The organism is Massilia sp. WG5, from assembly GCF_001412595.2.
Taxonomy (GTDB): domain Bacteria; phylum Pseudomonadota; class Gammaproteobacteria; order Burkholderiales; family Burkholderiaceae_D; genus Telluria.
In genome coordinates this window covers 3505859-3532109 of the sequence record NZ_CP012640.2, presented here as the reverse complement: position 1 = coordinate 3532109, position 26251 = coordinate 3505859, and the positions used below count along the sequence as shown (strand labels likewise).

The 26251-nt window shown below is 63.5% G+C and carries 20 protein-coding genes; 5 read left to right on the top strand and 15 right to left on the bottom strand.

Features of this window, described 5'->3' with window-relative positions; all coding sequences use genetic code 11:
- Positions 1-30 precede the first annotated feature (30 nt).
- Positions 31-2262, top strand: coding sequence for a hypothetical protein (locus AM586_RS15775; protein WP_229411249.1), 2232 nt, complete (start codon positions 31-33; stop codon positions 2260-2262).
- A 659-nt stretch (positions 2263-2921) separates the two neighbouring features.
- Here AM586_RS15775 and AM586_RS15770 read toward each other — a convergent pair.
- From AM586_RS15770 to AM586_RS15745, 6 genes are all read right to left on the bottom strand, one after another.
- On the bottom strand, positions 2922-3938 hold the full coding sequence (locus AM586_RS15770) for an acyltransferase family protein (protein WP_052234277.1): 1017 nt from the start codon (positions 3936-3938) through the stop codon (positions 2922-2924).
- A 181-nt stretch (positions 3939-4119) separates the two neighbouring features.
- Positions 4120-6195 (bottom strand): M13 family metallopeptidase, encoded by a 2076-nt coding sequence (locus AM586_RS15765; protein ID WP_052234278.1) that lies wholly within the window; start codon positions 6193-6195, stop codon positions 4120-4122.
- A 76-nt stretch (positions 6196-6271) separates the two neighbouring features.
- Positions 6272-8320: a M13 family metallopeptidase gene (locus AM586_RS15760; RefSeq protein ID WP_052234279.1), complete on the bottom strand. Its 2049-nt coding sequence runs from the start codon at positions 8318-8320 to the stop codon at positions 6272-6274.
- 97 nt (positions 8321-8417) lie between these two features.
- Positions 8418-10679, bottom strand: a complete 2262-nt coding sequence (locus AM586_RS15755; protein WP_052234280.1) for a TonB-dependent siderophore receptor — start codon at positions 10677-10679, stop codon at positions 8418-8420.
- A gap of 130 nt (positions 10680-10809) precedes the next feature.
- Positions 10810-11385, bottom strand: coding sequence for a hypothetical protein (locus tag AM586_RS15750; RefSeq protein ID WP_229411250.1), 576 nt, complete (start codon positions 11383-11385; stop codon positions 10810-10812).
- Positions 11386-11640: 255 nt separating this feature from the next.
- Positions 11641-12705, bottom strand: a complete 1065-nt coding sequence (locus tag AM586_RS15745; protein WP_060566606.1) for a bifunctional UDP-4-keto-pentose/UDP-xylose synthase — start codon at positions 12703-12705, stop codon at positions 11641-11643.
- A 144-nt stretch (positions 12706-12849) separates the two neighbouring features.
- Here AM586_RS15745 and AM586_RS15740 point away from each other — a divergent pair, with 144 nt between their 5' ends.
- From AM586_RS15740 to AM586_RS15730, 3 genes are all read left to right on the top strand, one after another.
- Positions 12850-14286, top strand: coding sequence for a S41 family peptidase (locus AM586_RS15740; protein WP_052234282.1), 1437 nt, complete (start codon positions 12850-12852; stop codon positions 14284-14286).
- A gap of 166 nt (positions 14287-14452) precedes the next feature.
- On the top strand, positions 14453-15574 hold the full coding sequence (locus tag AM586_RS15735) for a beta-ketoacyl-ACP synthase III (RefSeq protein WP_052234283.1): 1122 nt from the start codon (positions 14453-14455) through the stop codon (positions 15572-15574).
- 236 nt (positions 15575-15810) lie between these two features.
- Positions 15811-16260 carry a hypothetical protein gene (locus tag AM586_RS15730; protein ID WP_052234284.1) on the top strand — a complete coding sequence of 150 codons (450 nt, stop codon included), beginning with the start codon at positions 15811-15813 and terminating at the stop codon, positions 16258-16260.
- A 165-nt stretch (positions 16261-16425) separates the two neighbouring features.
- On the opposite strand, the gene AM586_RS15725 is transcribed toward AM586_RS15730, so the two are convergent.
- From AM586_RS15725 to AM586_RS15685, 9 genes are all read right to left on the bottom strand, one after another.
- A complete protein-coding gene (locus AM586_RS15725; RefSeq protein WP_052234402.1) occupies positions 16426-17151 on the bottom strand; it encodes a sulfite exporter TauE/SafE family protein in 726 nt (241 codons plus the stop codon).
- 14 nt (positions 17152-17165) lie between these two features.
- The gene (locus tag AM586_RS15720) at positions 17166-19211 is read right to left on the bottom strand and encodes an NADPH-dependent 2,4-dienoyl-CoA reductase (protein ID WP_109370478.1); all 2046 of its coding nucleotides are present in this window, start codon (positions 19209-19211) and stop codon (positions 17166-17168) included.
- 160 nt (positions 19212-19371) lie between these two features.
- Positions 19372-19827 (bottom strand): hypothetical protein, encoded by a 456-nt coding sequence (locus AM586_RS15715; RefSeq protein ID WP_052234286.1) that lies wholly within the window; start codon positions 19825-19827, stop codon positions 19372-19374.
- Positions 19828-19841: 14 nt separating this feature from the next.
- Positions 19842-20291: a DUF2721 domain-containing protein gene (locus AM586_RS15710; protein ID WP_052234287.1), complete on the bottom strand. Its 450-nt coding sequence runs from the start codon at positions 20289-20291 to the stop codon at positions 19842-19844.
- A gap of 9 nt (positions 20292-20300) precedes the next feature.
- Entirely contained in the window at positions 20301-21257 is a 957-nt protein-coding gene (gene pip / locus AM586_RS15705; RefSeq protein WP_082439358.1) for a prolyl aminopeptidase, read from the bottom strand.
- Positions 21258-21308: 51 nt separating this feature from the next.
- A complete protein-coding gene (locus AM586_RS15700) occupies positions 21309-22613 on the bottom strand; it encodes an amino acid deaminase (protein ID WP_052234289.1) in 1305 nt (434 codons plus the stop codon).
- Positions 22610-23002: a DUF2750 domain-containing protein gene (locus tag AM586_RS15695; protein ID WP_052234290.1), complete on the bottom strand. Its 393-nt coding sequence runs from the start codon at positions 23000-23002 to the stop codon at positions 22610-22612. Before AM586_RS15695 ends, AM586_RS15700 begins: the two co-directional genes overlap by 4 nt.
- Positions 23003-23137: 135 nt before the next feature.
- Positions 23138-23878 (bottom strand): acetoacetyl-CoA reductase, encoded by a 741-nt coding sequence (gene phbB, locus AM586_RS15690; RefSeq protein WP_052234291.1) that lies wholly within the window; start codon positions 23876-23878, stop codon positions 23138-23140.
- Positions 23879-23975: 97 nt separating this feature from the next.
- Positions 23976-25151 carry an acetyl-CoA C-acetyltransferase gene (locus AM586_RS15685; protein WP_052234292.1) on the bottom strand — a complete coding sequence of 392 codons (1176 nt, stop codon included), beginning with the start codon at positions 25149-25151 and terminating at the stop codon, positions 23976-23978.
- 272 nt (positions 25152-25423) lie between these two features.
- Between AM586_RS15685 and minC the strand changes: the two genes are divergently transcribed.
- Positions 25424-26212, top strand: a complete 789-nt coding sequence (minC, locus tag AM586_RS15680) for a septum site-determining protein MinC (RefSeq protein ID WP_060566604.1) — start codon at positions 25424-25426, stop codon at positions 26210-26212.
- Positions 26213-26251: the final 39 nt, after the last annotated feature.

The following is a 26251-nucleotide window of genomic DNA, read 5'->3' as shown; positions in this document are numbered from 1 at the left end:
ATCCCACACAGAGCCAAACCAGAGAAATTAATGATGAAATTTGCACACCAACTCTCGAAGTTCCGCCACCTTTCCGTGATCGCATGTTCCGCTACGCTCGCCGCTTGTGGCGCCGGGAGCGATCAGGCACAGAATACTTCCGCCCCCCAGACCGCTGCCGTACTGAGCGGCTCGAGCACGAGCCTCGCCAGCAACGTTCTGACCGGCCCGATCACCACGACTGTTCCGACCACGACTCCCACCAACACCTCGACTGCGACCGTCGCCGGCACCGGAATCACCGATGTCCGCTTCGAAAATACTTCCGCCACGACCCAAACGAACGTACCGGTTACTTTTGGCCAGGTGTTCGCCGTGGGTCACCTGAAGGCCGGCGAACAGCTGTCCGGCCGCCTCGACGACGGCACCACCGTGCCGCTGCAGGTGGACGTCAAGGCCAAGCATGCTGACGGTTCGATCCGCCATGCAGTGATCTCAGCCGTGCTGCCGTCCCTGGCTGCGAGCACTACCCGCACCATGAGCCTCGTCAAGGGCGGCACCGCGCCGACCGGCAGCACCAGTATTGATATGCTAATGCGAAACGGTTTTAGCGCCTCCGTACATGCCAAACTCAACGGCGTTGACTACTACGCGTCGGCCGACGATCTGCTGAAGCGTAGCAGTGCCACCACTTGGCTGAGCGGCCCGATTGCCACCGAATGGCAAGTGCATGCTCCGCTGCAGACGGCCAGTGGCGTCCAGCATCCGCACCTACAGGCTCGCTTCGCCATCCGTTGGTTCCCGGGGGTGAACAAGGCCCGCGTGGACGTCGTGGTCGAGAATGACTGGGCTTACGAGCCGTCCCCCCAGAATTTTACCTATGATGCCAACGTCATTGTGGGCGGGAAGTCGGTCTACACTAAAACTGGCATGGTCCATTTCAACCATGCTCGCTGGCGCAAAGTATTCTGGTTCAATGGCACAGAGCCTCAAGTCGACGTAAAGTTCAATACCGCCTACCTGCTTGACTCGAAGGCTTTGCCGAACTATGATCGCTCGCTCAAAATTGCTGAGAGCGCCCTGACAACGCTGCAGAAGCGCTGGACCGGTTCCAATATCGAACCGATGGTGGGTGCTGGCCTGGCCGAAAACTATATGCCGGCAACTGGCGGCCGTGATGACATCGGCCTTCTTCCCGGATGGGGCGTGAGCTACCTGCTGAGTATGGACAAGCGTGCGCGCATGGTAACTATGGGTACGGCAGACCTGGCCGGCACTTGGTCTGCGCACTATCGCGACAAGCTGACCGATAAGCCGGTCAGTCTGCTGGACTACCCGTACATGACGATTTATGGACAGGCCAGCGATACCATGAATCCGACAACTGGCAAACGAGAAGCATTTCCAGCTTGCGCAACTACAGATGGCTGTAAAACCACACTGACTCACGATTCGGCACACCAGCCTGCGTTTGCTTATCTGCCTTACATGCTCACGGGCGATTATTACTATCTGGAAGAGTTGCAGTTCTGGGCAATGTGGAACCAATTTTCCTCGAACCCTGGTTATCGCCAGAACGTAAAGGGATTGCTGCAACAAGAGCAGGTTCGTGCTCAAGCGTGGAGTCTCCGTACGCTTGCAGAAGCTGCTTACATTACGCCGGATAGCGATCGACTAAAGAGCCATTTTACGCAAATCCTTAACAGCAACCTCGACTGGTACAACGCGACTTATACCAATAATACTTCTGCGAATAAGCTCGGTATCATCGTGAATGGCTATGCCTTGGGTTACAATAACGGCAGTGGCATGGCGCCATGGATGGACGATTTCTTCACCTCTGCCGTCGGTCATACCGCCGATCTGGGGTTTGACAAGGCGACTGCGTTGCTGAAGTGGAAGGCACAGTTCTCGGTCGCGCGAATGACTGCGCCAGGTACCTGCTGGATTGACGGGGCACCATATGCCCTAAATGTCCGCACTAACTCGACCAGTCCATTCTTTACTACGTACGCAGAAGCCTATAAAGCAACTCATACTTCAGACTTCGTCGCATTGGCTTGTGGCAGTAGCGCCATGGCTGCCTCTCTAAAGCTGAAAGTAGGCGAGATGACGGGTTATGCGGCTGCCACGGCCGGTTACCCGGCAAACATGCAACCTGCATTGGCATATACTGCAAATGTCATGGGTACCGCTGGTAAAACTGCCTGGGCAGTGTTCATGAACCGCTCGGTTAAACCGGATTACAGCACTGCGGCGCAGTTCGATATCGTGCCGCGTTAAACATATCCATATCATGCTCCGCTTGGCTTGCCAAGCGCTAACGAGGGCCGGATCTCAGATCTCACTGAGATCCGGCCCTTTTTCCTAAAAATAGTCATTTCTTACTATAAAGGCCTTATCAAGGCTAATTTGGATCGCATAAATTCTATTTAGTAAATTTAGCTAAAGATTTTTCTGGAAATTGGTTAGCAAAATATTTATTCAATTTCAGAGTGAAACACTTTCTTCTGTGTTCTTTCCATTGCCAAACACAATAAGCCTTAGTAACCCGACCATAGTGAGATAGAGCGAAGAAGGAAAAAACAACTGAGCAAGGGTCCGTACGTGGTGAAAAGCACCTCCACAAACAACGATAGCTTTTGCGGTACGGTCGTACAGATCGGCGGGACCCGGGCGGTCTACTCCAGAATAATGTCTTCGACGGCACCGGTACCTTTGGCACCTAAACCAATGCGGTCCAGAAGACCGACTACCATTTGGTGTCGCAGGGCTTCGTGAACCCTGCGGCCGCTCGTCAATTCTCTTGCGACCGAACTTGGTATCGAACGCCAGCATCTTGTTCAAGCGGAGGTCAGGACAAGCATATTGCCTCGGATACCGCACACTTGATAACGGGCGTGATCGACATCAACGCCTGGGAGGCACAGTAAGCGGAGCGCTTATTTGAAGATCAACCGGACGAGCTTAGAGCCTGCAAAATTCAAGATCCATGCCAGCACAATGATCAGCGATAAGGACGCTAGAAAATCCAGCACCGTATTGCCGCTTGGGTGCACAAAGAAGTACGAATGGATAATAAAAATCTCGAGCAAGCAGGTTTCCAGAGTTGCCAGTGCAACCAAAGGGCGCCATTGAGGCAGATGCGCTTTCAAAATCCATAGATTAATACTAATACAGACGAGCAGAACTAACCATTGCGTGGCCTCCTTGTATCCGAATGCAACATTGAGAACAAAGATGGCAAGCATGCTTCCCAGCGCCAAGGTCAGGCTCAGCCTAGACGATACCTCTGTTCCGTACATACCCACATACACACCTAAAAAAAAGCCCAGCATCGTCAACCATAAAGCAAAACCAGGGAGAATGTGCAGGTTCAGGAACATGAACAGCGCGGTGACGACAAGCGGCAGGAAGAAGTCCTTTCCGCTCGCCGCACACAGCTTGGCGAGATAAGGGAAAACAATGTAAAAGAGCAGCAAAACAGTGAAGAACCACAGCCCCTTGCCAAGCCCGCTTCTGTTATGGCTGAACAGGTCTAGGAATGCAGAAAGGCCGAACACATGTATTAGCGAGTGCCAGTGGAAGAGCGTGCGCCCTTCGATCAGCACCAACACGGACACAAAAAAAAGCAGGAACCAATAGCGCACCAGTAAACGCCGCAACTTCTTGCGCCAGAAAGCAGTCACATCAAACTGCCCGCTGTAGCCGTGCGTTGTGAAAAGCGCCGAAGAAAAGGCGAAAATGAATAACCCGACCGTCGTTGGCAACCATAGCGGCAAATTGCTGAACCAATGGGATGTCACCACCATCAAGATGGACAAGACCTTAAACAGCGAATAGTTGAAGCTGAAGGTAGAGGTCCGACTGCCCACTTGGACGGAAGCACTGACATACATGCTGTCGGCTTGGACAACCGTCGAAATCGCAGAGGATGCCGATTGGTTCGAAATAGTCATGATTGCCTATCGTTCTAGTGAAATAAAAACTGCGCGTGTTCCTGCTGTTCTCTGAGCATTGTACCTTCGACATAAAATCGCCCAAGCAGAATTTTGCTGAAGTTCATCAAATGCATCGGCAGCGCGACAGTATGAAAAGGCCGCGACATGCGCGGCCTTTGAGATCACCAGGACAGACTGATTACCAGATGATCACGCGCTCGTTCGGCGCCAGGTACATCTTGTCGCCCTGCTTCACCTTGAAAGCTTCGTAGAAGCCCGGCTGGTTGCGCAGCGTGCCGTTGGCGCGGTACTGGCCCGGCGAGTGCGGGTCGGTCTTCACCTGGACGATCTGCTGCTGCTCGCGCATCTTCGAACGCCACACCTGGGCCCAGCCCGCGTACAGGCGCTGGTCGCCGGTCATGCCGTCGATCACCGGGGCCTTCTTGCCCTTCAGTGAGATGTGATAGGCCTTGTAGGCGATCGCCAGACCCGAGTTGTCGGCGATGTTCTCACCCAGGGTCAGTTCGCCGTTCACGTGGTAGCCCGGAATCGGCTCGAAGGCGTTGTACTGGTTGACCAGCGCCGTGGTCTTGGCCTTGAAGTTCTTGTGATCCGAGGCGGTCCACCAGTCGCGCAGGTTGCCATTGCCGTCGTACTGGGCGCCCTGGTCGTCGAAGCCGTGGCTGATCTCGTGGCCGATCACGGCGCCGATGCCGCCGTAGTTGACCGCGTCGTCGGCCTTCGCATCGAAGAACGGCGGCTGCAGGATCGCGGCCGGGAACACGATCTCGTTCATCTCCGGGTTGTAGTAGGCGTTGATGGTCTGCGGCGTCATGCCCCACTCGTCGCGGTCGATCGGCTTGCCCAGCTTGTTGATCTCGTAGTCGGCGGCCCACACGCGCGAACGCATCACGTTGCCGACCAGGTCGTCACGCGCGACCGTCAGCGCGGAGTAGTCCTTCCACTTGTTCGGGTAACCGATCTTCGGGGTGAACTTGGCCAGCTTGGCTTGCGCTTCCTTCTTGGTCGCCGGGCTCATCCAGTCGAGCTTGTCGATGCTCTGCTTGTAGGCGGCCAGCAGGTTCTTCACCAGCGCTTCCATGCGCGCTTTCTTCTCCGGCGAGAAGTACTCGGCCACGTACAGCTTGCCCAGCGACTCGCCCTGCGCACGCTCGACCGCGCCCACGCCACGCTTCCAGCGCGGTTCCTGTTCCTTCACGCCCGACAGGGTGCGGCCGTAGAAGTCGAAGCGCTCGTCGACGAAGTTCTTCGACAGGAAGCTGCCGTAGGATTCGATCAGGTGCAGCGACAGGTAGGCCTTCCAGGTGTCGATCGGGGTCCGGTTGGCCACGTCCATGAAAGCCTTCAGGTAGGTCGGCTGGCCGACGATCACGTAGGTGACCTTGCCGGACAGGCCGGTGGTGTCGAGCCAGGTCTTCCAGTCGAAGCCCGGGGCGACCGTGTTCAGGTCGGCCAGGTTGACCTTGTTATAGGCCTTGATCGGGTCGCGCAGTTCGACCTTGGTCCACTGCACCTTGGCGATCTCGGTCTCGAAATCGACGATGGCTTTCGCATTGGCGGCGGCGTTCTTGTCGCCGGCCATGCTCAGCATTTTCTCGACGTGCTGCTGGTACTTGGCCTTGGTGTCGGCCAGCTTCTTGTCGTCGGCCTTCAGGTAGTAATCGCGGTCCGGCATGCCCAGGCCGCCCTGGCCGATGTCGGCGACGTACTTGGTCGAATCCTTGTTGTCCTGGTGGATGCCGAAGTCGAACGGCACGCCGACGCCGATCTTGCCCAGCTGGGCCAGCAGGGCCGGCAGCTCGGCCTTGTCCTTCAGTGCGGCGATCTTGTCCAGTTCGGGCTTCAGCGGGGTCGCGCCCAGCTGTTCGAGGCGGGCTTCATCCATGAAGCTGGCGTAGAAGTCGCCGATGCGCTGCTCGTCGGTGCCCTTGGCGGCGTTCTTCTTGGCGACGTTCTCGATGATGCCGCGCAGCTGCGGCAGGGTGTTCTCGCGCAGCTCCATGAACGAGCCCCAGCTCGACTTGTCGGACGGGATCTCGACGGTCTTGAGCCACTTGCCGTTCAGGTATTCGAAGAAATCGTCCTGCGGGCGCACGGACGATTCGATGTATTGGGTTGCGATGCCGGCGCTCAGGGTCTGGCCCTTGGTGGCGGTGGCTTTCGCAGCGGCGGCCGCGCCGCCGGTGCCTTCAGCGTGGCTGACGCTGGCGATCAGGGCCAGGGTCAGGGCGCTCAACAGGTACTGTTTCTTCATTCTTGCATCTCCCTCGGGTTGTTTTGGGTGGATGGGGACGGCGGGGTAGCCACCGTCCCTGTTCTGGTGCTTGGTATTACCAGATCGTGACGCGGTCTTCCGGCTTCAGGTACATCTTGTCGCCTTCCTTGACGCCGAAGGCTTCATAGAATGCGGCCTGGTTGCGCAGGGTGCCGTTGGCGCGGAACTGGCCCGGCGAGTGCGGGTCGGTCTTCACCTGATTGATCTGCGCTTCGTCGCGCATCTTCGAGCGCCACACCTGGCCGAAGCCCATGAAGAAGCGCTGGTCGCCGGTGAGGCCGTCGATGACCGGGGCCTGCTGGCCGTGCAGCGAGATCTTGTAGGCCTTGTAGGCGATGGCAAGGCCCGAGTTGTCGCCGATGTTCTCGCCCAGGGTCAGGGCGCCGTTCACGTGATAGCCCGGCACCGGCTCGAAGGCGTCGTACTGCTTGACCAGCATGTCGGTCTTGGCCTTGAAGCGGGCCTCGTCTTCCTTGGTCCACCAGTTGCGCAGGTTGCCGTCGCCATCCGACTGGCTGCCCTTGTCGTCGAAGCCGTGGCCGATTTCGTGGCCGATCACGGCGCCGATCGCGCCGTAGTTCACGGCGTCGTCGGCGGCGGCGTTGAAGAACGGCGGCTGCAGGATCGCGGCCGGGAACACGATCTCGTTCAGGCGCGAGTTGTAGTACGCGTTGATGGTCTGCGGCGTCATGCCCCATTCTTCGCGGTCGATCGGCTTGCCCAGCTTGTTGATGTTGCGGTTGTAGGCGAAGGTCGCGGTGCGCATCACGTTGCCGACCAGGTCATCCTTCTTGATCGCCAGCTTCGAGTAGTCGCGCCACTTGTTCGGGTAGCCGATCTTCGGGTTGAACTTGGCCAGCTTGGCCTGGGCTTCCTTCCTGGTCTCCGGGCCCATCCAGTCGAGCTTGTCGATCGATTCGCGGTAGGCGGCCAGCACGTTCTTCACCAGCTCTTCCATGCGGGCCTTGCGCTCCGGCGGGAAGTAGGCGGCGACGTATTCGCGACCCAGGGCTTCGCCCAGCGCGCCTTCGACGGTGGCGACGCCACGCTTCCAGCGCGGTTCCTGTTCCTTCACGCCCGACAGGGTGCGGCCGTAGAAGTCGAAGCGCTCGTCGACGAAGGCCTTCGACAGGTAGGGTGCGTATTCGCGCAGCACCTGCCACTGGAAGTAGGCCTTCAGGGTGTCGAGGTCGGTCTTGCCCAGCACTTCGTTGAAGCCGGTGATGTAGCTCGGCTGGCCGACGATCACGTAGCTCGCCTTGTTGCCGATGCCGGCGGCGCCCAGCGCGGCCTTCCAGTCATAGTCCGGCGCCAGCTTGGACAGCTCGTCCACGCTCATCTTGTTGTAGCTCTTGTTCGGGTCGCGCAGCTCGACGCGGGTCCATTGCGCCTTCGCCAGTTCGGTCTCGAAGGCGACGATGGCCTTGGCCTTGGCGGCGGCATCCTTGTCGCCGGCCAGGGTCAGGATATTGGCGACGTGCTGCTCGTACTTGGCCTTGATGCCGGCCATGCGCTTGTCGTCCATCTTCAGATAGTAGTCGCGGTCCGGCAGACCCAGGCCGCCCTGGCGGATGTAGGTCGCATACCTGGTCGACTCCTTCGCATCCTGGGCCACGCCGATGCCGTACGGCGTCGCGACGCCGATCTGCGACAGGTGCGCGACCAGGGCCGGCACACCGTGCTTGTCCTTCAGCGCGCGGATGCGCTGCAGTTCGCCCGCCAGCGGCTTGTAGCCGAGGGTGTCGAGCTTGTTCTCATCCATGAAGCTGGTGTACAGGTCGCCGATCTTCTGCTCGTCGCTGCCGGCCTTCTTGCCCGGCTTCTTCTGGTCCGCTTCGACGATGCCGCGGATCTGGCCCTGGGTGTCGTCGCGCAGTTTCATGAAGGTGCCCCAGCTCGTACGGTCCGACGGGATCTCGGTCGACTGCAGCCATTTGCCGTTCAGGTGACCGAAGAAATCGTCCTGGACGCGCACGCCCTGGTCGATGTACTGCGTCTCGATGCCGGAGGTCGTGCCGGCGGCAGCGGAGTGGACATTGTCCGCGGCGCCGGCGAAGGCGGCCAGCATCGACAAGGTCAGGGTGCTCAGAAGGTATCGTTTCACAAGAAAGTCCTTAGTTGCAGGGAAAAGAACGGCTTATGGCCATCGGCAAATGTATCACAGCCCGGCTTGCCGAAACCGGGCTGCTGTCTTGCATTTACTACAGTTTCATTTCATAGCGCAGGCCCAGCGTCGTGTACGTACGGGCCCGCGTCGCCGCGCTCTGCACCAGCGGACCGGTGTCGAGGCTGCGCGCGGTTTCATACACGCGCGGGTCGAGATTGTTGGCCGACACGCGCAGCTGCGCCATCGGATTCAGCTTCCACAGGCCGTACACATCGAACTGGCGCTTGGTGCCGGTGGTAGCGGTCTCGTTGACCGTGGTCTGGACCAGCGTCTCCGGGGTCCAGTTCAGGCCGCCGCCCAGGGTCAGCGGCAAGCCCTTCGCGCGGTAGTCCAGGCCGAGGTTGGCGGTCTGCCTGGGCTGCTGGTCGAGGCGGTTGTTCGGGCCCGGGATGCCGTCCACGCGCGACCAGAAGCGGCTGTAGTTCGAGCGCACGTCGATCAGCGGCGCGGCCGGCCACAGCTCGCTCAGCGGGAACTTGGCTTCCAGTTCGACGCCGCTGGTTCGCGCCTTGCCGACGTTGATCGGCGTGGAGACCCAGCGCGGCCCGCCGGCGGTGGCGCTCAGCACCGTCTGGCGGCGCATCAGGTCGTCGATGTTGCGCACGAAGCCGCTGGCCGACAGCAGGCCGCTCTTGCCGAGGTAGTGTTCGTAGGCGAGATCCAGGCCGGTGGCCAGTTCCGGCTTCAGGTTCGGGTTGCCGCTGCGGTCCGGACGGGTGGCGTCGTTGTAGGTCGAGATGGTGGGCACCGCGATCAGGTCGGTCAGCGCCGGCGCCTTGTAGCTGCGGGTGACGCTGCCGCGCACCTGGTCCTTCTCATGGCCGGGGATGCGCCAGACACCGTGCAGCACCGGGCTCCACACCTTCGAGGTGTTTTCCACGCCGGTACCCGCGCCGTTCTCTCCACCTTCGCTGGTAACGCGAATGCCCTCCCAGCGCATCCCGAGATAGGTCGAGAACTGCGGCGTGACGTCCCACTCGTCCTGCACGAACAGGGCCACGCGGCGCGACTGCGCCGCCAGCGAAGCGCCGCCGTCGTCGAACAGGGCGGCCGAATCGCCGGCCGCCACGTGCTCCTGGCGGCGCCTGCTCGATTCGAGATCCCAGCCGGCCGCGAACAGATGGCCCTGGCCGAGCGGGCGGCTGTACTTGCCCCCTAGGTTGACGCCGCTGTCGCGGCTGGCGTCGCTGTCGAGATAGCGGCGCAGCGCGGCGGCGCCGCCATCGAAGGTGTTGCGGACGCTGGTGCTGTCGTTCCGGCCGCCGGTGAAGCCGAACTTCACCTCCAGGCGCGCGCCGGCCTCGCCACGGTGCAGCCAGTTGCCGAAGCCGCGCACGAAGGCCGAATGCGAGCGCGAGTCGGCACGCTGGTGCGCGTACTCGGGCGCGACCGTGCCGATCGGCTGGTCCAGCCAGCTGTCGGCGCCGTTGCGGCTGCGGTTGGCGACGACGAAGGGCTGGAAAGTCAGCGTATCGCTGTTCGCGAACTTGTACGAGAAGCGCGGCGACAGGAAGAGGCCGTCGAACACGCCGCCGCCTTCGTCGTGGATTTCCTGGCGTCGCTCCACCGTGCCGTCCTTGCGGGTGCTGAGGTTGAGCGTGTCGCCCTCGTTGTGCGGGCGGTTCTGCATCAGCGCGCCGGTCAGCATCCAGCTCAGGCTGCCCAGCTTGCCGGGCATCGCCAGCCCGAGGTGCGCGCCGTGCCGGCCCTGCTCGATGTTGTCGGCCAGGCGCAGCTGGATATCCTTCTGCTGGTAGCCTTCGCGCAGGATGATGTTGATGGTGCCGGCGATGGCCTGGGTGCTGTGCTCGGCCACCGGGCCGCGCATCACCTCGATGCGCTCGACCTGGTCGGGCGACAGCGACTCCAGCGAGAACCCCGGCGGCGGGCGCTCGCCGTTGACCAGCATCTGGGTATAGCCATTGCCCATGCCGCGCATGCGCACACCGCCGCCGCCGCGTCCCGGCGCGCCGCCGATGGTGACGCCGGGCAGGCGTTTCAGGACTTCGCTGACGCTGGTATCGCCGTTGCGGTCGAGTTCTTCGCGGCCGAACACCATTTTGGCGGCGGTCGAGAGGCGGCGCGCTTCGGTGTCGTCGGCGCGCGCGCCGCTGACGCGTACCTGCGTCACGCCCTGCTGGGCTGTGGGCGTTGCCGGGGTCTTGGTCCCGGCAGGGGTGGCGGGGATGGAAGCGGGGTCGACGGAGGTCGCCTGGTCACTGCTCTGGGCGAAGGCCCAGGCGTGTCCCGCCGTGCCCAGCAAGGCCAGGCAGGCCATCGGGATCAGTTTGCTCATGCTTATCGTTATTATCGGTTTCCCGGACTGTTGCCGTCCGTTTAATCCAAATTCTAGCCGTTAAGCATGGCCAAAAGCCCGATCAGGTGGCCGTTGTTACTTTACGATACATGTCAAGGAAGCAAATTCGTCAAAAGCGCAAGGACGTATCGGCGGATGGCGACATCCCGCCGCGTCCATGACCGCCCATCCCGTGGCCGGCGCGTTCTCCGCCCCGTTCCCCACCGCGCTCGCCGCCCTGCCGTCCTTCCGGCACCACGCGCATCAGCTGTTCGTTCAACAGGGTCGCGACCTGGCGCCGCTGGGCGTCGTCGAGGGCATCGTTCAGGCCCAGCCACAGTGTGCGCAATTGCTTGTCTTCCTGGGTGGTGGCGGCGCTTTCCGCTTCCACCAGGGTGTTCAGCTCGCGCAGTTCGACGTCCGGCCTGGCCAGCAGGGTCCTGGCCTGTTCCTGCAGCGCTTCACGGCGGTGCTGGCGCTCGCGCAGCAGGGCGCGCGAACGGCTCTCGACCTGCTGCCACAGGGTCTGCTGGTTGGCGTTCAGGTTCAAGGATTTCTTGAATTCGGACGCCATCGGCACCAGGTCTTCGGCGCGCATGTCCATCAGCGGCACGGCCAGGACCGGTACCGCGGTCGCAAAGCTGAAGGCAAGCAGGCAGGCGCGGACGAGGCGCGCGGGCATCCGGTGGATCATGCGCATTGACATTCGCTGAGGCTCCTGGGCATAAAAAAGCCCACGGAGGGAACCGTGGGCAAAGACCACTTCAAGAAGTGGGAGAGAGAGAAAAACTGATAACAACTATAGGCGCGGCCTCCCTTGCTCGCGCGCACTCTTACAATTACTTACCGGGCGCTTGCGTACGGCTTACATGGATTTACAAGTCTCGCGAAGTCGTAAAGAAAAACCGCCATGCGCTTGCGCGGCATGGCGGTTCTGGCAAAAGCGAAAAGCGGGAACGGATCAGCCGCGCTGCTGCTGCCTGCGCTCCGGAATCAGGTCCTTCGCGTCGACCAGCTTGTCCTTGTACGAATCGAAGATCTTGGCCAGCGCATCGCGCATATTGACCTGCGGCGTCCAGCCCAGTTCCGAGACCGTGTTCTCGATCTTCGGCACGCGGTTCTGCACGTCCTGGTAGCCGGCGCCGTAGTAGGCGCCCGAGCTGGTCTCGACCAGTGCCACCTGCTTGGCGGTCTCGCGGTATTCCGGGTAGTCGGCGGCCAGCTCCAGCATCATGTGGGCCAGCTCGCGGATCGAATAATTGTTCGACGGGTTGCCGATGTTGTAGATCTTGCCGCTGGCCTTGCCATCCTTGTTCTCGATGATGCGCACCAGGGCGTCGATGCCGTCGTCGACATAGGTGAAGGAGCGCTTCTGCGCGCCGCCGTCGACCAGCTGGATCGGCTCACCGCGCACGATGTGGCCCAGGAACTGGGTCAGCACGCGCGACGAACCTTCTTTCGGGGTGTGGATCGAGTCCAGGCCGGCGCCGACCCAGTTGAACGGGCGGAACAGGGTGAAGTTCAGGCCTTCCATGCCGTAGCCCCAGATCACGCGGTCCATCAGCTGCTTCGAGCAGGCATAGATCCAGCGCGGCTTGTTGATCGGGCCGTAGACCAGTTCCGAGTTCTCCGGATCGAATTCCTCGTCGTGGCACATGCCGTACACTTCCGAGGTCGACGGGAACACCAGGTGCTTTTTATATTTGGCGGCCGAGCGCACGATCGGCAGGTTGGCTTCGAAGTCGAGTTCGAACACCTTGAGCGGCGCCTGGACATAGGTCGACGGCGTGGCGATCGCCACCAGCGGCAGGATCACGTCGCACTTCTTGACGTGGTACTCGACCCATTCCTTGTTGATCGTGATGTCGCCTTCGAAGAAATGCATGCGCGGATGGTCGAGCAGCTCGGTGATCCGCTCCGAATTCATGTCCATGCCGTAGACTTCCCAGTCGGTGGTCTCGAGGATACGCTTGGACAGATGGTGGCCGATGAAGCCGTTGACGCCGAGAATGAGAACTTTCTTCATTTTAAATAAGCAACATATGCACGTGAACGGGCCATTATATCACCGCGATTATTCACACAAACCGGGCCCGGGCGGCCGCTACGGGCGCGGGACGGGTATACTCGACGGCGCTCAGGCATAACGTTAGCGAAGGACCGACAGCACATGGGCTCGAAACTCAAACATTCCGCCCTCCTCACCTTGGGCGCCATCCTGGGCGTCGCGGTCACCATCCAGTTTTCCGCGCTGGCCCAGAAACCGGTCGAAAACGGCATGCCGATCGCCAGCCTGCGCCAGCTGGCCGATGTCTACAGCCTGGTCAAGTCGGATTACGTCGAACCGGTCGAAGACCGCAAGCTGCTGACCCAGGCCACGGCCGGCATGGTGGCCGCGCTCGATCCGCATTCCGCTTATCTGGACCGCAAGGCCTACCGCGAGCTGCGTGAAGGCACCGAAGGCCGCTTCGTCGGCCTCGGGATCGAGATCGGCCCGAGCGACGAGGGCTACGTGAAAATCGTCTCCCCGATCGAGGATTCGCCGGCCGCGCGCGCCGGCATCAAGGCGGGCGACCAGATCGCGCGCATCGACGGCGCGGCGGTCAAGGAGATGACGCTCGACGATGCGATCAAGCGCATGCGCGGCGAGCCGCACACCAGGGTCGTGCTGACCATCCTGCGCCAGGGCGCACCCGGCCCGCTGGAGATCACGATCGTGCGCGACGAGATCATGCAGAAGAGCGTGAAGGGCAAGATCGTCAGGTCGAACGGCGCGGGCTACGCCTGGGTGCGCATCTCGCAGTTCCAGGAGCCCACCGTGAGCGACCTCGCCGCCAAGCTGGCGGCGCTGGCGCGCGAGGAGCCGGATCTGCGCGGCCTGGTGCTGGACCTGCGCAACGATCCGGGCGGGCTGCTGCAGGGCGCGATCGGCGCCGCCGCCGCCTTCCTCCCCGACGGCGCCGAAATCGTCTCGACCAATGGCCAGCTCGAGGAATCGAAGGCACGCTTCTACGGCCGCCCCGAACACTACATGCTCAGCCGCGGCGACGATCCCTTGAAAAAGGTGCCGGCACTGTTCAAGACCATTCCGATGGTGGTGCTGGTGAACACCGGCTCGGCCTCGGCCTCGGAAATCGTGGCCGGCGCCCTGCAGGACTACAAGCGCGCGGCGATCGTCGGCAGCCCGACCTTCGGCAAGGGCTCGGTGCAGACCATCCGCCCGATGGCGGGCGAAACCGCGGTGAAGCTGACCACGGCGCGCTACTACACGCCGAGCGGACGCTCGATCCAGGCGCGCGGCGTGCTGCCCGACTTCCCGGTCGACGAGAACGCCGACGGCGACGGCCTGAACGCGCTGCGCATGCGCGAAGCCGACCTGCAGCACCATCTGTCGAACGGCAGCAGCCGTGAGGCAGCGACGCGCAAGGACGATGTCGAGGCACAGATGCGGATCCTGATCGCCGAACGCCGCCGCAAGCCGCTCGAATTCGGCAGCGACGCCGACTTCCAGCTGGCCCAGGCCCTGCGCCACCTGCAGGGACTGCCGCTGCAGTTGTCGAAACGCGCGGGCGACGGCGCCGGGCCGCTGGCCCAGCAGGCGCATTGAGAGCTTTAGTACGGCGAGACGATGCAAGGCCGCCATGTGGGATTTTGTTGGACGCTCTACGCACTTTTGACGTATTGCCGGAGGCGTTCCCAGGGTGTGTACGATTGTGTAGAATCGGCAGATCGCAGGGTGTTGCCTCCTGTTATCATCTTTTTGAAAGCCAATCATGAAACCTGTCGTCATCAGCGGCACCGGCCTGTTCACGCCACCGAATTCGATCTCCAACGATGAGCTGGTGACGGCCTTTAATGCTTACGTCGAACTGTTCAACGCCGACAACGCGCAGAAAATCGCGGCCGGCGAAGTCACCGCCCTGGAAGCCTCCAGCAGCGCCTTCATCGAGAAAGCGTCCGGCATCAAGTCGCGCTACGTGATGGAAAAGTCCGGCATCCTCGATCCGAAGCACATGACCCCGCGCATTGCGGAACGCGCCGACGAGGAACTGTCGCTGCAGGCCGAGATCTGCGTCGCCGCCGCCCGCCAGGCGCTGGCGCGCGCCAAGCGCACGCCGGCCGACATCGACATGGTGCTGGTCGCCGCCAGCAATATGCAACGCGCCTATCCGGCGATGGCGGTCGAAGTCCAGGACGCGCTGGGCATCGAGGGCTTTGGCTTCGACATGAACGTGGCCTGCTCCTCGGCGACCTTCGCGATCCAGACCGCGGCGGCGGCCGTGCAGACCGGCCAGGCGCGCGCGGTGCTGGTGCTGGACCCGGAAATCACCAGCGCCCACCTGAACTTCCGCGACCGCGACAGCCACTTCATCTTCGGCGACGCCTGCACCGCGATGATCGTCGAAGCCGCCGACACCGCGACCGGCGAGCACCAGTTCGAGATCCTCGATTCGAAACTGAAGACCAAGTTCTCGAACAATATCCGCAACAACTTCGGTTTCATGAACCGCTTCGACGAAAGCGGCATCGGCCAGGCCGACAAGCTGTTCCGCCAGCAGGGCCGCAAGGTGTTCAAGGAAGTGTGCCCGATGGCCGCCGAGATGATCCGCAGCACGGTCGAAGGCGCCGGCCTGAAGATCGAGGACATCTCGCGCTTCTGGCTGCACCAGGCCAACCTGAACATGAACCAGCTGATCGTGCGCATGCTGCTGAATCGCGACGCCACCCCGGAAGAAGCGCCGGTGATTCTCGATACCTATGCCAACACCTCGTCGGCCGGTTCGATCATCGCCTTCCACAGCTACCAGGACGACCTGCCGAGCGGCGCCAACGGCGTGATCTGCTCGTTCGGCGCCGGTTACTCGATCGGCTGCGTGGTGGTGCGCAAGAAGTAATCATCGCAACAAGAACCGTCGCCCCGCAATTTCCGTCGCCCCCGCGCAGGCGGGGGCCCAAGTTTGCTCCGCACTCCGCCAAACTCAACAGTAACCAATATTCCAAATTCCAAAAGGAATCTTGGTAGTTCCAGTCCTACACCGGTGCGCTCCCGATTCCTCTGGAATACGTCCTTCCCCGCGCGCATGATCTCCCTGTCAGCGCATCAACATGCGCAGCACCTGAGGAGGATCAAATGACCAAGCAAAAAGGCCCGGATAGCGTCCGCGCACGTGGTATTGCCAAGGAAAAAACCGTCCCTGTCGCAAACGGCAGCCAGCAGCCGCGCGCGCCGGGCTGGGTGGCGCCGGGCAGTGCCAACGTGCAATCGGCAAATATTGAACAGCAGGGCGCGGCCCTGCGTTCGCGTGGTTCGCTGCAGGGCAACGGCGCCGGCGACCAGTATGTCGGCAGCCAGCGCGGCGGCGGCGGCGCCCAGCAGGCCGGCTGGAGCGCCCGCCAGAGCGCCCAGCGCATGCAGGCGCGCGGCGAGGAAGACCGCCTGAACGCTTCGCGCCAGTCGGGCTATGGCGGCATGGAACAAAAGCAGGCGAGCGGGTCGGGTTCGATGCAGAGCGATCAGAAGCCGTCGGATCATGCGAGCAAGAAGACCAAGAAGCGCAGCAGCGGGGCCGGACAGGACTGAGGCCTGAGCGATTGGTGATCGTGGCCGGGCGCGCATTCGCCCGGCTATTTTTTTAGCCGGACACCGGGCCCCACAGCGCCTGGCAAAGCCCTCAGGGCAAGGCGCACCGTCGAAGACGGTACATTGGGCACGGCGAGACGGTGCAACGCAGGCATGAGGGCTTTGTCAGGCGCTCGTCGCTGCCCACAGCAGGCTCGCGCCGGACGTCACCATCAAGCCGTCGACCAGCAACCGGAAGGTCGCCGGCGGCATCCGCAGCAGCACCGGGCGGGCGCAAAACGACCCCGTCATCAGGGCCGCGCCGGCAATCAGGCCTTTCGCGATCACGCTGGCCGGCAGCGCGCCAAATTCCTCGAAGGCGGTGATCTTGCTGGCATACACGCCCAGCGAAGCGGCCGCCTCGGTCGCCAGGAAAGCGCCCCGCTCCAGGCCGTAGGAAGTAAACACCGGCACCGTGATCGGGCCGGTCGAGACGACGATGCCCGTCAAAAAGCCGACCGGGCCGCCGATCAGCGCCAGGTGCAGCAGGCTGAACTTGACCGAACGGCGCGCCAGCCATCGCCGCGCCGGCACCATCGCGATGAAGAACAGGCCAAGCACGATGTCGACGGCATGGGCCGGCAGCGCCAGCAGGGTGCGCACGCCGAGCGCCGCGCCGGGCACCGCGGTCGCACAATAGGCCGCACAGGCCCGCCAGTCGATCTCGCGGCGCCAGGCCAGCACCTTGCCGAGATTGCCCATCAGCGCGCCGATCGCCATGACCGGCACCGCCTGCTGCGGGCCGAAGAAGATGACCAGCACCGGCATCAGCATCATCGACGAACCGGTGCCGACGATGCCGCTGACCATGCCGGCCGCCACGCCGACGAACAGCACCAGCAGGTAGGCCAGCGAGGCGCTGTCCATCACAGGGCGGCAGCCAGTTCCGCTCCTTCGCGGATCGCCCGCTTCGCATCCAGCTCGGCCGCCAGCGCGGCGCCGCCGATCTTGTGGAAGCGCGGTCCGCCCTGCGTGCCCTCGGGCGGCATCAGCGCCGCCAGGCTTTCCTGGCCGGCGCAGATCACGACATTGTCCACGTCGAGCAGTTTCTGTTGCCCGCCCACGGTGATGTGCAGGCCGGCGTCGTCGATGCGCTCGTACTGCACGCCCGCCATCATGACGACGCCATTGCGCGCCAGCGTGGCGCGGTGTACCCAGCCCGAGGTTTTGCCGAGGCCGGCGCCCGGACGCGTGGTCTTGCGCTGCAGGAGCCAGATCGTGCGCAGCGGCGTCGGCTTGTGCGCTTCGGCCAGGCCACCCGCCGCGCGCACGGCGGGGTCGACGCCCCACTCCGCCATCCAGGTCGGCACCGGTACCGGCAAGGGTTCGCGCGGATCGTGCAGCAGGTACTCCGCGGTGTCGAAGCCGATCCCGCCGGCGCCGACGATCGCCACGCGCTTGCCGACCTCCGCGCCGCCGCGCAGCACGTCCAGGTAAGAGAGCACTTTTGGATGGTCGATGCCCTCGATGCGCGGCATGCGCACGCTGACGCCGGTGGCAACGATCACGTCGTCGTAGCCCGCGGCGAACAGTTCCTCGCGCGTGACGCGCTGGCCGAGGCGCAGCTGCACGCCATCCAGTTCGAGCTGGCGGCCGAAGTAGCGGATGGTCTCCGCGAATTCTTCCTTGCCCGGGATCCGCATAGCGATCTTGAACTGGCCGCCGATGCTGTCCGCGGCATCGAACAGGGTGACCTCGTGACCGCGCCGGGCCGCGACGGTCGCCGCCGACAGCCCGGCCGGGCCGGCGCCGACCACCGCGATGCGGCGCCGCTTCACCGCCGGACGGTAGACCAGTTCCGTCTCGTGGCAGGCGCGCGGATTCACCAGGCAGGTGGCGCGCTTGTTCGAGAAGGTGTGGTCGAGGCAGGCCTGGTTGCAGGCGATGCAGGTATTGATCTCGTCGCTGCGGCCGCTTTCCGCCTTGGCGACCCAGTCCGGATCGGCCAGGAAGGGCCGCGCCATCGAGACCAGGTCGGCGTCGCCGCGCGCCAGCAGACCCTCGGCGTCCTGCGGCATATTGATGCGGTTCGACGCCACCACGGGGATACGCACTTCCTTGCGCAAGCGCCCCGCCACCTCGGCGAAGGCCGCGCGCGGCACCGAGGTGACGATGGTGGGAATGCGCGCCTCGTGCCAGCCGTAGCCGGTGTTCAGGATGGTCGCGCCGGCCGCCTCCAGCGCCTTCGCCACGGCGACGACTTCGGTCCAGGTATTGCCGCCTTCGACCAGGTCCAGCACCGAGTGGCGGTACATGATGATGAAGTCGACGCCGACTGCCTCACGGATGCGGCGCACCACCTCGACCGGCAGCCGCATGCGGTTCTCGATGCTGCCGCCCCAGCGGTCCTGGCGGCGGTTGGTGCGCGCGCACAGGAACTGGTTCAGCAGGTAGCCTTCGCTGCCCATCACCTCGACGCCGTCGTAGCCGGCCCGCTGCGCCAGCTTCGCGCAGCGGACGTAGGCCTCGATGGTCGATTCGATCCCGCTCTCCGTCAGCGCGCGCGGGCGGAACGGCGAGATCGGCGACTTCTGGGGCGAAGCGGACACCACCAGCGGCTGGTAGCCGTAGCGTCCCGCGTGCAGGATCTGCAGCAGGATCTTGCCGCCCTCCTCGTGCACGGCGCGGGTGACGCGGCGGTGGTTCGGGACGTCGCCGATGAAATTGAGCGTGCCGCCGAAGGGCAGCAGCCAGCCCTGCCGGTTCGGCGAGATGCCGCCGGTGACGATCAGCCCGACCCCGCCGCGCGCCCGCTCGCGGTAGAAGGCCGCCAGCTTGCCGTAGTTATAAAAGCGGTCTTCGAGCCCGGTGTGCATCGAGCCCATGATCACGCGGTTCTTCAGGGTGGTGAAGCCGAGGTCGAGGGGGGACAGCAGGTGGGGATAGGCGGTGGCGGGGACAGGTGCGTTCATTGGCGTCATCGATGAACGTCGTTCCCGCGAAGGCGGAACCCAAGTTCTGTTTGAGCAGTCGGAGCGCGTGCAAACTTGGGTCCCCGCCTCCGCGGGGACGACGGTGGATGACCCGCATTACACCCGGTTTTCCTAGACTCGTGTGTCTAAAATAATGACATCAAACAGGATAACTCTCGGGCGAACGGATTTCCGCAAACTGCTCGATACTGCCGATGCGCACCGTCACCGGGTTCAGGGTGGCCTGCGGCGACATCGAACGCCAGGCGAATTTCCATTCCTTCTCGCGGGCTTCGGCCGCGGACTTGCTGAAGGCCAGGCCCAGGCGCGAGCGCACGCCGTATTCGACCGGGCCGTCGATGCCGGCCCAGTTGGGCAGGGTGCGCTGGACCGCGCGGTGCAGGCGCTCGCCGAATTCCTCGGTGTTGTGGATCACCAGGCAGGCGTCGGCCGGGCCCAGCACGTTGAACAGCTGCTTGTCCCAGGCCTGCGAAAACGACAGCGTCAGGAAGCCGTTTGCCGGCAGCAGGCGAAACTGGCCGGCGGAGAGCGCTTGTTCCAGTTCGGAGCGCATGCCGTAGCGATGCAGGGTCGGAGGGCGTTGGTAGTCGTGCATAAATTCGGGACTTTCTAATGTGGAGGCTGTGCCTGCGTGTCGTGCAGGTGGATGCGCATGTAGCGGAACGAGACGAACACTTCGCGCAGCAGGAAAATGAAACTGCCGATCAGCGCCACCATCGCCAGCACGAACATGCCGGCGATGTAGCGGTCGAGCGGCAGGTCGGCGGTGTCGCCGAGGAACAGGCAGGCGATGATCACGCAGATCAGGAAGCCGCAGGCGGTGCTGGCGGTCAGCGCGTAGTTGATCAGCTGCCAGCGCGTGTACAGCACGTCGAGCTCTTCGACACATTCCGGATTCGGCGCCTTGCGCAGCTCGTCCTTCAGCACCCGGGTGCGGTCGATGATGCGCGCCAGGCGGTTCATCAGCACCGTCAGCTTGGTGGCCACGCCGGTCAGCAGGAACACCGGCGCGATGGCCAGCTGGATCACGTGGCCGATGTCGTTGGTCTGGATGTTCATGCGGCCGCCTCAGTCGAAACGGCCGAAGCGCTTGAACTGCTCGGTGGCCGCGACCAGGGCGCGCGCAATGCCGTGCTCCAGCGCGCCGTGGCCGGCGTCCGGGATCATGCGCAGGCGCGAGCCGGGCCAGGCCTGGTGCAGGCGGTAGGCCGACAGCGGCGGGCAGATCACGTCGTAGCGGCCCTGCACGATCACGGCCGGCAGGTGCGCGATGCGGCCGACATCGCGGATCAGCTGGTCGGCTTCCAGGAAGCCGCCGTGCGCCATGTAGTGCGATTCGAGGCGGCCGACGCCCAGGTCGAGGGTGTCGGACGAGGTCTCTTCCTCCTGCGGCAGCAGGAACACGCGCCGGCCTTCGAAGCGGCTCCAGGCGCGCGCGGCCGGCCAGTACTGCTGCGGATCGTCGCACAGCAGGCGGCGCGTATAGGCTTTCAACAGGTCGCCGCGCTCCTCGAGCGGGATCGGGGCGATGAAGTCGTCGTACAGCTCGGGATAGAACCACTGCACGCCATACAGGAAGAATTCGATCTCGGCCGGGGTGCACAGGAAGATCCCGCGCAGCACGAAGCCGAGGCAGCGCTGCGGATGCGCCTCGCCGTAGGCCAGCGCCAGGGTCGAGCCCCAGGAACCGCCGAACACCAGCCAGCGCTCGATGCCAAACATGCTGCGCAGGCGCTCGATGTCCTCGATCAGCAGCTGGGTCGTGTTGTTGCGCCACTCGCCCAGCGGGATCGACTTGCCGGCGCCGCGCTGGTCGAACAGGATCACGCGGTAAACCGCCGGATCGAAGAAGCGCCGGTGCTGCGGCGAGAGGCCGGCGCCGGGGCCGCCGTGCAGGAACAGCACCGGGATCCCGTTCGGGTTGCCCACCTCTTCCCAGTAGATCGTGTGCAGCTCGTCGACGGCCAGCATGCCGTGGCGGTTGGGCAGGATGGGCGGGAACAGCGACGGCGGAATGGCGGGCATGGGCATCTTATTTATGAAGCGACAACCGATTGTAGCTCACCGCCCGGCCATTCAGAAGAAGGTATTCAGGGCCCCGCGCACCATGTAGTCGTCGTCCACCGCCAGCAACAGCGGCCAGCGGTCGAAGGTCGTGCACGGATGCGAGATGCCGCAGCCGACCAGGTCGCCGACCGCCAGCGCATCGCGCACCGGGTCACTCTCCGGGAGGCGCAAATAGGCGTGCTGGTCGTTCATCTTGACGATCTCGCAGCCGGCCGGCAACGCGCGCGGGGTGCCCGGTCCCGGCCGGTGCGCCCACAGCGGCACCGGCAGGCCGGCGTCGTGCGAGGCGTCGCGCTTGCCCATGGTGAGGATCGCCAGGCCGGGCTCGGGACGCGACTGCACCACGCTCCAGATTTCCAGGGCCGGACGCAGGCCGTCCCCCGGCGCCACGCCCTCGCGCGCGTCGAGGTCGCGCAGCGGGCCCTGGTACATGCCGTGGTCGCTGGTGAGGTAGCAGCCGCTGCGCAGCACCGGGCGCAAGGGGCGCGACAGCCCATGCAGGCCCTGGAAGCCGCGTGCGACCAGGTCGAACCAGCTGGAGCCCCCGGCCGAGACCAGGATCTCGGGGGCGCCGAACAGGCCCTCGTCGTCGGCTTCCAGCACCAGTGCGCACAGTTGACGAATGAATTCCTCGACCGCGCCCGCGCTGTCCAGCAAACCCTCATAACCCTCGAAACCGGCCAGCAGCAGCCCCGGGGCGTGTTCGATGGCGCGCGCCACCGTCATCGCCTCGTCCAGCGTGCGGCAGCCGGCGCGCTTGCCCGACAGGCCGAGTTCGACCAGCAGCGGCAGCGGCCGCGACAAGGCGTGGGCCGCGATTTCTTCCGCCAATCGCGCCACCCCCGCCAGCGAATCGGCCAGCACGAAGCATTCGAAATCCGGATCGTCGTGCAGCAGCTGCAGCACGGCGCGCACGTCGCTGCGCGCCACCAGCTGGTTCGCGATCAGCACGCGCCGCACGCCGAAGCGATGCGCCACCTGCACCTGCACGGCATTCGCCAGGGTGATGCCCCAGGCGCCGTTGGCGAGCTGGGCGCCGAACAGCTGCGGGCTCATGGTGGTCTTGCCGTGCGGCGCCAGCTCGACGCGGTAGCGCGCGCAGAAGGCGCGCATCCAGTCCAGGTTGTGGCGCAGGGCCGAGGTCTTCAATACCGCGACCGGGAAGCTGGTGTCGCCGTGCAGCACGTTCCATCCCTGCACCCCGATCGCCCCCTGGCGCAGCGGCGCGACGATCGGCAAGCCCTTCACGCCGGGCTGCAGGACCTGCTCTTCAAGACTGGACAGCGCGAGGCCGCCGTGGGGCAAGGCATTCATGGGTTCCTCTGACTCTTCAATTCATCGTCCAGGTCACGCAGCAACAATGCGGCGCTCGGCATCACGTCGCGTGCGCCAGGCGTATAAAAGACGCCGGTGACGATGCCGTCCTGCTCGAGCTGGGGCAGCAGTTCGCCGACCAGTTCGTCCAGCGAAAACGCCTGCGGCGCGTAGCCTGTCCACTCGTAATCGGCGCATATTTTCGCAAAATCGCTGTCCGGCCACAGCGGAAACACCATGGTGCCGTCTTCCTTCTTCGCCAGCGCCCAGCCGTTGCGGTACAGGCTCCACACGGTACGTGTCTCGGCCACGCGCTTGATGAAGTATTCATAACGCTGCGGCCCGGGAAGCATCACCACCGCCTGCACCTGCCTGGTATCGATCGCCATGTCTGCCTCGTCGTCGTGTCGGTAATACGAGGATACGACAAGCTGCGCAGCCGGGACGCCCGCATACGCCGGAAAAGAAAAACACCGCCCGGAGGCGGTGTTGTCGATGCGGCAAACAGCGTGCTCGGTTGCCATTTACTGCATGTGCTGGCCGCCGTTGATGGCGATGTTGGCGCCGGTCACGAACGCCGCTTCGTCCGAGGACAGGTAGGCGACCAGGCCAGCCACTTCTTCCGGCTTGCCCAGGCGGCCCATCGGGATCTGCGGGATGATCTTCGTTTCCAGCACTTCGCTCGGGATGTCGGTCACCATCTTGGTGCCGATATAACCCGGCGAGATGGTGTTCACGGTCACGCCCTTGCGCGCCACTTCCAGCGCCAGCGCCTTGCTGAAGCCGTGGATGCCGGCCTTGGCCGCCGAGTAGTTGGTCTGGCCGAAGGCGCCCTTGGAGCCGTTGACGGACGAGATGTTGATGATCCGGCCCCAGCCGCGCTCGACCATGCCGTCGCAGACCGGCTTGGTCATGTTGAACACGGAATCCAGATTGGTCCTCATCACCGCATCCCAATTGACCTTGTCCATTTTCTTGAAGGTCATGTCGCGCGTAATGCCGGCGTTGTTCACCAGCACATCCACCGGGCCGACTTCCTGCACCACCCGGTTCACGCAGGCCTGGGCCGACTCGTAGTCGGCCACATCGCACTCATAGGCCTTGAATTCATGGCCCTGTTCGCGCATCGCGGCAAGCCAGCCTTCGGCTTTCTTGCTGCCCGGCGAATACGTCGTCACGACCGTATAGCCGAGTGCCGCCAGTTTGATGCAGATCGCTTCGCCAAGTCCACCCATACCGCCGGTCACTAATGCCACTCTAGCCATTTGTCTTCTCCTAGTTTTACGAACCTGTCGAAACTGCCTGAAACCGTTTTGTTATCGTTGGGACTGCTTCCTGCCCGCTGAGTCCTGCGGGCCGCGCTCAGCGCTCGACCGCCAGCGCCACGCCCATGCCACCGCCGATGCACAGGCTGGCCAGCCCTTTCTTGGCGTCGCGGCGCACCATCTCGTGCAGCAGGGTCACCAGCACGCGCGCGCCCGAGGCGCCGATCGGGTGGCCCAGCGCGATCGCGCCGCCGTTGACGTTGATCTTCGAGGTGTCCCAGCCCATCTGCTTGTTGACGGCGACGGCCTGGGCGGCGAAGGCCTCGTTGATTTCCATGAGGTCGACGTCTTCGTGCTTCCAGCCGGCCTTTTCCAGGCAGGCGCGCGCGGCCGGGACCGGGCCCATGCCCATGATGGTCGGGTCCAGGCCCGACAGCGAGTACGCCTTGATGCGGGCGATCGGGGTCAGGCCCAGTTGCTGCGCCTTGGAGGCCGACATCAGGATCACGGCGGCGGCGCCGTCGTTCAGGCCGGAGGCGTTACCGGCGGTGACGCTGCCTTCCTTGTTGAAAGCCGGACGCAGGCTGGCCAGGCCTTCGAGGGTCGCGCCATGCTTCGGATACTCGTCGGTATCGAACACGGTGGTGCCCTTCTTGGAGGCGATCTCGATCGGGATGATCTCGTCCTTGAACTTGCCGCCCTTGATGGCGGCTTCGGCCTTGAGCTGCGATTGCAGCGCGAATTCGTCCTGTTCGGCGCGCGAGATCTCGAACTTGCGCGCGACGTTCTCGGCGGTCACGCCCATGTGGTACTGGTTGTACACATCCCACAGGCCGTCGACGATCATGGTGTCGGTCATCTTGACGTCGCCCATGCGGAAGCCGTCGCGCGAGCCGTTCAGCACGTGCGGCGAGGCGCTCATGTTTTCCTGGCCGCCGGCGATCACGATCTCGGCGTCGCCGCACTTGATGGCCTGGGCCGCCAGGTGGACCGCGCGCAGGCCGCTGCCGCACACCACATTCAGGGTCGAGGCCGGCACGCTGTCCGGCAGGCCGGCCTTGATCACGGCCTGGCGCGCCGGGTTCTGGCCGACGCCGGCGGTCAATACCTGGCCCATGATGACTTCGCTGACCGAGGCCGGATCGATGCCGGTCTTGGCCATCAGTTGTTTGATCACCTGGGCACCGAGTTCGGTGGCCGGGATTTTCGAGAGGGTACCGCCGAATTTGCCGATGGCGGTTCGGCCGGCGGCCACGATGACAACGTCTTCCATATCAATCTCCGATGAGTAAGCCTTTTGGCCGGAAAGCCAACAATGTTAGATATCTAACGTATGCCCCGTTTGAGCGAAATCAATCTTATCAGTTTATTTATGATAGAAACCCGTCATTTCAGCTAATTGTGTTATTGCAGAGCATCTTTTATTGTTCAGTTTTTTATCTATGGAAATACCCATTGCCGCCTATTACGATCTAGCCTAAACCCTTTACCTTTCGAGGAACTTTCACAGTAGAATGCACGGGCTAGTTCCAACCAGAACGTTTTATGTCCAAAAGCCCGAGCTCCTTACCCATCGAAATAAAGATTTCCACGGTCGTGGCGATTTCGACCATCCTGCATTCGGCCGATCCGATCGCGATCGACGCCGCACTCAAGCAGATGACCGGTGGGGTATCGGACTTTTTCGAGGATGAATTCGCCGTCATCGACGTCGCCGGCATCGCCGACGACGCCGCGCAGGTCGATTGGCCGGCCCTGGTGGCGCTGCTGAAGAATTACCGCCTGAACGCGGTCGCGGTGCGCGGCGCCCCGGCCGCGCTGCACGCGGCGATCCGCGCCCACGGCCTGTTCCTGGACGACGGCTCGAGCGGCGTGGCGCGGACCCCGGCCGCACGCGAGGAAGCCCCGGCCGCGCCGAGCGCCGCCCCGGTGCCCGCCCCTGCTCCTGCTCCTGCTCCTGCACCGGCCCCCGCGCCGGCGGTGCCGGCCCAGGCCATGATCGTCGACACCCCGGTGCGCGCCGGCCAGCGTATCTATGCACGCGGCACCGACCTGATCATCACTGCGGTGGTAAACAACGGCGCCGAGCTCATCGCGGACGGCAGCATCCATGTGTATGCGCCGCTGCACGGCCGTGCCCTGGCCGGCGCCTCGGGCAATGCGGAGGCGCGCATCTTCGCGCTGTCAATGCAGCCGGAACTGGTGTCGATCGCGGGCGTGTACCGCACCTTCGACGAAGGTTTTCCGGCCGAACTGTCGCGCCAGCCGGCACAAATCCGTTTGGTCGGCGACCGAATCGATATATCATCGCTGGGTTCGGCGAGCCGCGCCTGAGCTTGCTCGATCCCCCCAGCACTGACCAGATACTGAATA